The sequence below is a fragment of the Streptomyces sp. genome, assembly GCF_036524955.1.
Lineage (GTDB): Bacteria > Actinomycetota > Actinomycetes > Streptomycetales > Streptomycetaceae > Actinacidiphila.
In genome coordinates, this window is the sequence record NZ_DATDBG010000181.1 from 1 (window position 1) to 9,220 (window position 9,220).

Here is a 9,220-nt window from a genome sequence, read left to right on the forward strand (position 1 = left end):
CGGCCCGGCCTTCGACCTGACCGCACGGCCGCGGCCTGACGGGCAGTCACCTGCCGATGACCGGCGTCTGGAGCCTCCGGGCCGCCCCCCGGGGGCCTGTCGCCCCCGGGGGAGGTGGGATCAGGGCCCGGGCGACCCCACCGAGCCCCGCTCCCGTACGGGCATCGGCACTCGGTGCACATCGGTTCCCAGCGGCCCGTCGGCGAAGATCAGCTCGACCGCCCGGCGGCCCATCTCGTAGTGGGGAAGGGCCACGGTGGTCAGCCCGGGCCGCAGCCAGGAGGCGATGTCCTGGTCGTCGAAGGAGACCACCGAGACGTCACCGGGCACGGAGAGACCCGCTTCGGCGAGCGCCTGGTAGGCCCCGAAGGACAGCCTGTCGGTCGAGCAGACCAGCGCCCGCGGGCGCTCACCGGACGCGAGCAGCCGGCTGGTCTCGCGGTAGCCGTCCTCTGCGTTCCACTCGCACTCGACCACTCCGTCCAGACTCGCGCGCGCCTCCCGCAGGACCTCCTGGAGGCCGCGCATGCGCTCGTTCCCGGCGAAGTTGCCCTCCGGGTTCGACGGGAGGGCGTAGTGACCGCCGATCGCCCAGATCCCGGTGCGGTGGCCCCGCTCGGTCAGCAGCCGCGCGGCGGCGCGGCCGGCCTCCGTCTCGTCGGGGACGACGGACGGAGCGGCGAATCCCGGTGCGAGGCAGTTGAGCAGTACGACGCGGCGGCCGTGCAGCTCCCGGGGCGGGGTGATGTACCGGGTGTACATCGAGGCGAGGACCACCGCGTCGACCTGCCGGTCGAGCAGCGCGTTGACCAGCGTGGACTCGGCGGCCTCGGCGCCCGCCGTCTCGGTGATGAACAGCAGGTGGTCGTGGACCGCGGCGGCCTCCAGCGCGCCGCGGATGGCCTCGCCTGCGAACGGCGTGGTGGTGACGGCGTCCGAGACCAGCCCGATGGTCTGGGTGGTCCTGGTCCGCAAGGACCGGGCGGTGACGTTGGGCCGGTAGCCCAGCGCCCTGGCGGCCTCCTGCACCCTGGCGCGGGACGCCTCGGAGATGCGCATGTCGGTGCGCCCGGACAGCACGAAGGAAGCCGTCGTCTGCGAGACGCCCGCGCTGCGGGCGACATCGTTCATGGTGACGCGCCGTCCGGTCATGGAGCGCAGCCGTTCAGGGTGGCCATGCCGGACATCCGCCAGACGGTCATGGACTCCACCGTCGTGGAGCCGTCCCCGAACACCTGCAAGCCGAGCGCGTCGTTCCGGCGGTTGTAGGCGCGGGTGGTGATCGCCTTGTAGGAGTTGGCGTACGCCTCGACACTGGAGCGGTCCACGAGGACGTCGAGGGTGATCCGGCCATTGTCCAGGGCGAGCGGTCCGCTGTGCGTGCCGAGGTCGCTGTCGATGCTGGAGTTGTTGCCGGTCCTGGTGCGGTCGACGCCGAACGTGCCGCCGCCGGCCGGGTCGAAGAACAGCCGGGTGCGTTCCTCGTCGCCGGGGCTGCGCAGGACGTCCAGGCCGGCGCGCGGCGCGGTGCCGGGCCGCAGGGTCACGCGGACGTGCAGCATGTCGCCCGTCACCCCGGCCAGCCGCTGGTTGACCTCGGCGACGCTCATGGGCGCCGCCACGTCCACCAGCGGGGCCCCTTGGTGCAGGTTGGCCACCTCGCTGACCGGTTTGATGGCCAGGTCGCCGTCCGGGCGCATGCTCAGCTCCAGCGGGAAGCCCGCGTTGTGGGCCCAGCCGGAGTCGTAGTGGGCCTGTTCGGTGCGGCGGTCCTGCGCGATGGTGAACAGCAGCGACCGGCCCGAGCCGTCCACCGTCCCGCTGGGGCCGGTGAAGTGCTCCCCGTAGTCGAGGAGCCGCGGCTGCGTGGTGTCCGGTGTCCAGCGGCGGGCGGCGGCGTCCCAGGTGCCCACCCAGTAGAAGGTGTTCTTGCTGCTGTACGGGCTCGGACCGCTGAACGCGGGGTTGACCAGCAGCACGAAGCGCCGGTGGCCCTGGGAGTCGGTGCCGATCGGCAGGAAGGTGGGCAGTTCCCACACCTGGCCGGTCTTGGGGTACGCCGCCACGTCGCCGGTCATCAGCGGGCCGGCGTAGGTCCAGTCGGTGAGGTTGGTGGAGGTGTACAGCAGCGCCGTGCCCCCGACGTCCGCGCCGGCGGTGGTCTGGACGCCGGAACCGACGAGCTGGAACCAGGTGTTGCCGTCCTTCCAGACGTGCGGGTCGCGGAAGTCCCCGAAGCGGACCTTGCGTCCGGAGCCGACGTCCAGGGTCGCGGTCTGCTGGATCACCAGCTGGGGGGCCATGGTCCAGCGGGTGAAGTCGGTGTCGGCCGGTTCGGTCGGCCGGGCGAGGCCGACGGCCTGGTTGGGGTACTGGGAGTCGTTGCCCGCGGTGAACAGCAGCACCGGTTTGCCGGTGGCGTCCACAGTGGAGCCGCCGGACCACACACCGTCCGGCGCGACGGTGTTCGCGGTGGGGGCGAGGGCCACCGGCAGGTCCCGCCAGTGCACGAGGTCCGTGCTGACGGCGTGCCCCCAACTGATGTTGTGCCAGTACGGGCCGTGCACGTTGTGCTGGTAGAAGAGGTGGTACTGGCCGTTGACGTAGATCGGGGCGTGCGGCTCGTTCATCCAGTGGTTGGGCGCCGTGAAGTGGTAGCCGGGACGGTACTTGTCACCGTCGTAGCGCGACCGGTCCTGGGTCATGCGCGCGGCCGGGATCTCGCCGTCGGCAAAAGTGGCCAGTGCCTGGCTGTGACCGTCCGCGACGTCGGCGGCGGACAGCGCCCGGTTGTATACCTTCACCTCGTCGATCAGCCCGCTGAACATGTTGACGGCGAAGGTGCCGTTGATGATGACGGGCTGGTTGTGCCGGCCGATCAGCAGCGGCACGGGGGCGGGCTGCAGTCGGGCGCTGGTGGGGACGGCCGTCTCGGCGACCTGCGCGCCGTTGAGGTACAGCCGCATCACGCTGTGCCCCGGGTCGAAGGTCGCCACCAGGTGGGCCCAGGAACCGGCGGCGAGCGCGGCCGGATTGGGCGCCGTCACCTCGCGCCAGGCGTCGCCGGTGCCTATGCCGAGCTTCCAGACGCCGTGCCGTCCGACGCCCAGCGAGAATCCCTTCTTCGCGCCGGCGTCCTGCTGGTTGACGATGGCGGAGACCTTGCCCTCGTCGCCCCATTCGAAAGCGCGGGGCGCGACCCACGCCTCCACGGTGAGGCCGTCGGGGGCGGGGGTGACCTGGGAGGCGGCTCTGGTGACCCAGGTCGAGTAGCCGTCGAACAGCAGTGCTCCGGAGAGGATGCCGTCGTCCGAACGGGCGGGCTGCCACAGCGGGTCGCTGTTCGGCTTGTAGACCGCCTGGTTGAAGACGTAGCTGATCGGGTCGGCCTGGCGGCTGACCTGCTCGACCGTGGTCGCTCCGTGGCCCTCGCCGAAGTCCCAGTACTCGGCCGGGCCTTCCGAGGAGCCGGGCGCCGTGTCGAGGCCGATCCGGGCGTCGTCCAGGTTGATGTGGCCCCACCCGCCGGTGGCCTGGTCCACCGCCTTGATCCGTAACTGCTGCCCGATACGGTTCCGCGCGTCCCAGGTCACCCGCTGATACCCCTCACCGTCCTGCCCTGTCGCCTTCTCCAGCACCGTGCCGTCGGCACTCGTCAGCGCCACGTACAGGTGGTCGGCGTCGTTGCCGCCCGACACCAGGACGCTGACCATCCCGGTGCCGCCGAGCGTGAAGACGTCCGAGGTCAGCGAGCCGACCGCGGCGTCCCCGCCGCTCTTGAACCCCCACGCGTGGTACTGGCCCTGCTGGTTGAAGCAGCACCCCCAACCCCAGCCGGGGTCGGAGGTCACCGAACCCTGGAAGGCCGCGCCCTCAGCGGTCCACCCGGTGAGATCACCCGTCTCGAAATCGGAGTTGGCCAGAGCCGCGGTTGCGGCCCCGGCGCGTGGGGTCGTGAGCGGCAGGGCGGAGGTCAGGCCGACCAGGAGAGCCAGCAGCAGGCACAGCACGAGGCCGCGCCGCCGCACCAGGGTGGAGGGTTGACACGCGGTCATGTCTCCACCTCCTCGCACGGTGTGCTAAATCGGTTCGTCATGGTCGGGGATGCTGAGGGCGGCGTCCTTGCTAATACAAGGCTTCCGCAAGGCAACTTTACATAGTTGTTACGAACTTGTGACCTCGATGTGTGCTGCTAATTCCTTTTAGCCGCCGGGAGAAGCCGGTGCACATCACGGACATCTCCACGACTCGGTGCACCAGGGGTTACGCACCGATGGCTGAAGCCGCTATCTTGCGCTGGCCGAAATGACCCCCTGCCCGTTCCCGAACCGCCACGCCCCGGAGGCCATGATGGCCACAATGGCCGAAGTCGCACGCCAGGCAGGGGTCTCGGTCTCGACCGTCTCCCATGTCATCAACGGCACGCGCTTCGTGAAGGACGCCACGCGCGAGCGCGTCCTCGCCGCCGTCGAGATCACCGGATACCTCCAGTTCGCGACGGCCCGCACGCTGGCCATCTCCCATACGAAGTCGATCGGGCTGGCCATCTCCGCGATCTCCAACTTCTACTTCGCGGACTTCGTCGCCGCCCTCGAGGCCCGCACCCGCTTGGCCGGATACACCATGCTGCTCGCCGACACGCACGACGACCCGGAGGAGGAGCTGCGCGTGGTCCAGGCGCTGCACCAGCGGCGGGTGGACGGCATCCTGCTCGCCACCGCCTCCCAGGGCCCGGGCGCCGCCTCCCTGACCTACCTCGAGGAGCGCCGCATCCCCACCGTGCTGGTGGACCGCTGCGCCTCCCCCCGCTTCGACCAGGTCGGCTCGGAGAACGTGGAGCCCTCCGCCCACCTCGTCCTGCACCTGGCGCTGCTGGGCCACACCCGGATCGGGATGATCGCCGGCCGGGAGGGCCTGAGTACCTCACGGGAGCGGCTGGACGGGTACCGGCGCGGGCTGGCCCGTGCCGGACTGCCCTTCGACCCGGCCCTCGTGGTGCACGGCGCCTCGAACGCCGACGAGGCCGAGCGCGTCACCAGGGCGTTCATGGAGATCCCGGCGCCGCCCACCGCCCTGTTCGTCGCCAACAACCACATGACGATCGGCGTCATGCGGGCGCTGGACCGCAAGGGGTTGCGCGTGCCCCGCGACGTCGCCCTCACCATCTACGACGACTTCGAATGGGCGTCGATCTTCGAACCCCGGCTGACCGCCATCGCCCAGCCGATCCGGCAGATGGCCGAGCGCTCCATCGATCTGCTCACCGAACGCATCGCGGATCCGGACCGGCCGCCGGTCTCGGTACGCCTCAAACCGCGGTTCATGCACCGCGAGTCCTGCGGTTGCGCAAGCGGTTGCGGCCGACTGAGCTCCACCCGACCATGACCTTCCAGCAATCCCCTCGTAACACCTCGTCTTCCGTCCGGAGACGTGAAACCCGGCTGTACGGCCGCGGCACGGTGCCCCACCACCCGCGGCGGCAGCCCCACCCCCACACCTCACTCTCACGCGCCTGGAGGCGCGTCCGGAAGGGGAGTTCGCCGTGCGCCACAATGTCGTGCGCCGCAATGCCGTGCGCCACAGAGCCCGGGCCATGCTCGTCGCCGTCGTCACCTGCCTGGCCGCGCTGCTGCCCGGCACACCCGCCACAGCCGGGACCACGTCGGACTATCCGGAGTTCCCCTACCCCTCGACCTCCTACACCGAGCCGTTCCGGGGTCAGTTCCACTTCAGCCCGCGCGGCGGCTGGATGAACGACCCGAACGGCATGGTGTACGCCAACGGCGTCTACCACTTCTTCCACCAGCACAACCCGCACGGTCTCACCTGGGACACGATGCACTGGGGCCACGCCACCAGCACCGACATGGTCCACTGGACGCAGAAGCCGATCGCGCTGGAACCCGGCGTCCAGCCCGGCGGTCCCATGTGGTCCGGCGGCGGCGTGGTGGACTCGGCCAACACCTCCGGACTGAAGACCGGCTCCCTCGACCCGATCGTGGTCTTCTCCAACATCAACGGCGTCAGCGTCTACTACAGCAACGACAACGGTCAGACGTTCCAGGCGTACGACAACGGCAACAAGGTCGTCCAGCCGCCCGCCCCCAACAGCCGTGACGCCAACGTCTTCTGGCACGCCCCCACCAACCGGTGGGTGATGGCCGTCTGGTCCGACCAGGGCGGCAACGGCATCAGCTTCTACACCTCGCCCAACCTCCTCAGCTGGACCTTCGCCAGCCGTTACCAGGCCGACTGGGCCTACGAGTGCCCCGACCTGTTCCCGCTGCCGCTGGACGGCAACTCCGCGCAGCAGCGCTGGGTGCTGGCGGTCGCCTCCGGCCAGTACGTGGTCGGTGACTTCAACGGCACCACGTTCAGCACCACCTGGACCGGCCCGCAGTTGCTGGACCAGGGCGTGAACAACTTCGACGGCACCTTCTACGCGCCGCAGACCTTCAAGAACGTGCCCGGCGGCCGCACCGTGCAGATGGCCTGGCAGTCCTCGAACCACGGCAGCGTCTGGACCGGCAACGCCACCTTCCCCGTCCAGCTGGGCCTGGTCACCACGCCCGGCGGCCCCCGCGTCACCCGTACCCCGATCGGCGAGATCGCGAGCCTGCGGTCCGGCGCGCAGAGCTGGACCAACCGGACCATCACCCCGGACCCGGCCACCGACCCCTTCGCGGGCATCCAGGCCGACACCTACGAGATCAGCGCCGAGTTCGACCTGGCCGGCGCCACCGCCACCTCGTTCGGCTTCGACCTGCACCGGCGCGCCAACGGCACCTCCGACCGCAGCGTGGTCTACGACGTCGCGGCGCAGACGCTGTACGGGAAACCGCTCGCGCCGCAGAACAACCGGGTCAAGCTGCGGCTGCTGGTCGACCGCGGGCAGCTGGAGATCTTCGGCAACGACGGACTGCTGTCGGTCTCCGACAACGTCAACTTCGACTCCTCGGCCGGCAGCCAGGGCATCCGGCTGTTCGCCAACGGCGGTTCGGTGCAGCTCGTGTCCGCCCAGTTCTACCGGCTGGGCTCCGCCTGGGGTCAGGGCGAGTCGACGCTGAACAGCAACCTCGACGGTCCCTGGCACGCGGTGAACGGCACCTGGGGCGATGTCACCGGCGGCAAGAGCGGCAGCACCGGTGGCGACTCCTTCTACCTGAGCAGCAAGACCGGCACCGACGCCGTCTACGAAGGCGACCTCCGGCTGGACACCGCGCAGGCCGCGGGCCTGACCTTCCGGTCCGACGCCGACGGCAGCCAGCAGTACACCGCCAACATCGACCAGGCGGGGCTGGTCAAGCTCTGGCGCCCCGGCCAGGACATCGGCGTCCACCTCACCCCGATCGTGCAGGGCCGCACCTACCACCTGAAGGTGCAGACCACCGGGTCGCGCATCCGCGTCTACCTCGACAACGGCTCCAGCCCCGTCATCGACGTCACCGACACCACGTACACCAGCGGCCTGTTCGGCGCGAACGTGTTCAGCGGCAACGCCACCGTGCAGAACCTCAACATCAACGCGCCCGGCTTCACCAGCATCTTCACCGGGCGCTGGACCCCCGCCGCCGGGACCTGGACCGTGCCCCTCGACGGTCTGCGCGGGAGCAGCCCGGGCGACGGCTTCTACCTCACCGACGTGACGGCCACCGACTTCAACTACGAGGGCGACCTGCGCGTCACCAACGGCGTCGCCACCGGCCTGACCTTCCGGTCCAACGCCGACGCCAGCCAGCAGTACACCGCCAACATCGACACCAACGGACTCGTCAAGCTCTGGCGCCCAGGCCACGACATCGCCACCTTCACCACCAGTATCATCGAAGGCCGCACTTACCACCTGAGAGTGCAGGCCACCGGCTCCCGCTTCCGCGTCTACTTCAACAACGGTGCCACCCCCGTCATCGACGCCACCGACACCACCTACGCCAGCGGCGTGTTCGGCGTGAACGTGTTCAACGGCAACGCCAGCGTCCGCAATCTGCAGATCTTCTGAGTCCGCGGCTCCACGGTTCCACGGCCACGGCCGCCTGCCGGTCCTTTCGGGGGCCGGCAGGCGGCCGTTCTCGTTGTCGGGCCATGGCCATGCATCGAACAAGATGCGTCAAGAGGATTGTCACGCTGACGCCGCTGAGCTAAAAGGGGCTGTAGAAGCAGGTAGTCGAGGCGGGGGGACAGCTCGGGGCCAGGGAGGCGAGAGCCATGGACCCGTTCACCGTTGCTTCCCGTCGCCGGGCCGACTGGTCGGTCGTCGAGGTGACGGGCGAACTCGACATCGCGACCCGGGACCGGCTGCGGGACCACCTCTACGAGGTCATCGCCGCTCACCGTCCGGCGCACGTCATCGTGGACCTGTCGCGGCTGGAATTCTGCGACGCGACCGGCCTCAGCGTTCTCGTCGCCGGGCAGCACCGGGTCTGGCAGCACGACGGCCGGCTGCGCCTGGTCTGTCCCGAGGGCCGCATCAGGCGCCTGCTGCGGCTCACCCGGCTGATCGACGTGTTCCCGGTGTACGAGACCCTGACCGAGGCCGCGACCGCCGTCGGGGGGAGACGGCAGCCCGACGGCCACCGGGCTCCCCGCTGAGGGGCTGGGGAGTGGGGTTCGTGGACCGGACTTCCTGGACCTTCGCGGACCGGGCTTCGTGGAGCACGGGTCAGCCGGTGCCCGGCGGCCGGTGGCCGCCTGCCGGTTCCGCGCCGGCGGGCGGCGCGACGGGCGGTCCGGCCACGGTCACCTCGGCGGGACGCAGCAGGTGGCCGCCGACGCGGTAGCCGGGCCGATGGACGGCGGCGCAGGTGGGGCGGCCCACGCGATCGGTCTGGACGTGGGAGACGGCCTTGTGCACGGTGGGATCGAAGGCGTCCCCCTCCGTGCCGAAGGACTCCAGCCCCAGCTCGGACAGTCGGTGTTCCAGCACCCCGGCGATCTGCTCGAAGCCGCCGGCCGCCGCGCCGTGTTCCCGGGCCGCGTCGACGGCGTCGAGGACGGGCAGCAGCCTGGCGAGCACGTTGCCCACGGCGATCTCGCGCACGGCCAGGTGGTCGCGCCGCACCCGCTTGCGGTAGTTGTCGTACTCGGCCTTCAGCCGCTGCAGGTCGGCCGTGCGCTCCTGGAGCCGCGCGCGCAACACGTCCTCGGCGTCCGGGGCGGAGGGGGGCGGCCCTTGGCCCGTGGGAGGCGCGGGCCCGGCAGGCGGGGTGGGGGGCCTGGCAGG

At 70.5% G+C, this 9,220-nt stretch carries 6 protein-coding genes; 3 read left to right on the top strand and 3 right to left on the bottom strand.

What is annotated here, in order from left to right:
• Nucleotides 1-120: 120 nt before the first annotated feature.
• Complete coding sequence (locus VIW71_RS14925) at nucleotides 121-1,131, bottom strand: LacI family DNA-binding transcriptional regulator (RefSeq protein WP_331622738.1); 1,011 nt, start codon at nucleotides 1,129-1,131, stop codon at nucleotides 121-123.
• Between the two features lie 17 nt (nucleotides 1,132-1,148).
• Complete coding sequence (locus VIW71_RS14930) at nucleotides 1,149-4,055, bottom strand: GH32 C-terminal domain-containing protein (RefSeq protein ID WP_331622740.1); 2,907 nt, start codon at nucleotides 4,053-4,055, stop codon at nucleotides 1,149-1,151.
• 304 nt (nucleotides 4,056-4,359) lie between these two features.
• Here VIW71_RS14930 and VIW71_RS14935 point away from each other — a divergent pair, with 304 nt between their 5' ends.
• The 3 genes from VIW71_RS14935 to VIW71_RS14945 all read left to right on the top strand — a co-directional run bounded on the left by VIW71_RS14935 (nucleotide 4,360) and on the right by VIW71_RS14945 (nucleotide 8,589).
• On the top strand, nucleotides 4,360-5,385 hold the full coding sequence (locus VIW71_RS14935; protein WP_331622741.1) for a LacI family DNA-binding transcriptional regulator: 1,026 nt from the start codon (nucleotides 4,360-4,362) through the stop codon (nucleotides 5,383-5,385).
• A 157-nt stretch (nucleotides 5,386-5,542) separates the two neighbouring features.
• The gene (locus VIW71_RS14940) at nucleotides 5,543-7,999 is read left to right on the top strand and encodes a glycoside hydrolase family 32 protein (protein WP_331622743.1); all 2,457 of its coding nucleotides are present in this window, start codon (nucleotides 5,543-5,545) and stop codon (nucleotides 7,997-7,999) included.
• A gap of 206 nt (nucleotides 8,000-8,205) precedes the next feature.
• On the top strand, nucleotides 8,206-8,589 hold the full coding sequence (locus VIW71_RS14945) for an STAS domain-containing protein (RefSeq protein ID WP_331622744.1): 384 nt from the start codon (nucleotides 8,206-8,208) through the stop codon (nucleotides 8,587-8,589).
• A gap of 70 nt (nucleotides 8,590-8,659) precedes the next feature.
• Here VIW71_RS14945 and grpE read toward each other — a convergent pair.
• On the bottom strand, nucleotides 8,660-9,220 hold a 561-nt coding region (gene grpE, locus VIW71_RS14950; RefSeq protein ID WP_414720750.1), incomplete at its 5' end, for a nucleotide exchange factor GrpE.

Bases quoted from the DNA above. Each gene is read 5' to 3' on its own strand.
- VIW71_RS14930 (WP_331622740.1), bottom strand. From the start codon at position 4,055: ATGACCGCGTGTCAACCCTCCACCCTGGTGCGGCGGCGCGGCCTCGTG.
- VIW71_RS14935 (WP_331622741.1), top strand. From the start codon at position 4,360: ATGGCCGAAGTCGCACGCCAGGCAGGGGTCTCGGTCTCGACCGTCTCC.
- VIW71_RS14945 (WP_331622744.1), top strand. From the start codon at position 8,206: ATGGACCCGTTCACCGTTGCTTCCCGTCGCCGGGCCGACTGGTCGGTC.
- VIW71_RS14925 (WP_331622738.1), bottom strand. From the start codon at position 1,131: ATGAACGATGTCGCCCGCAGCGCGGGCGTCTCGCAGACGACGGCTTCC.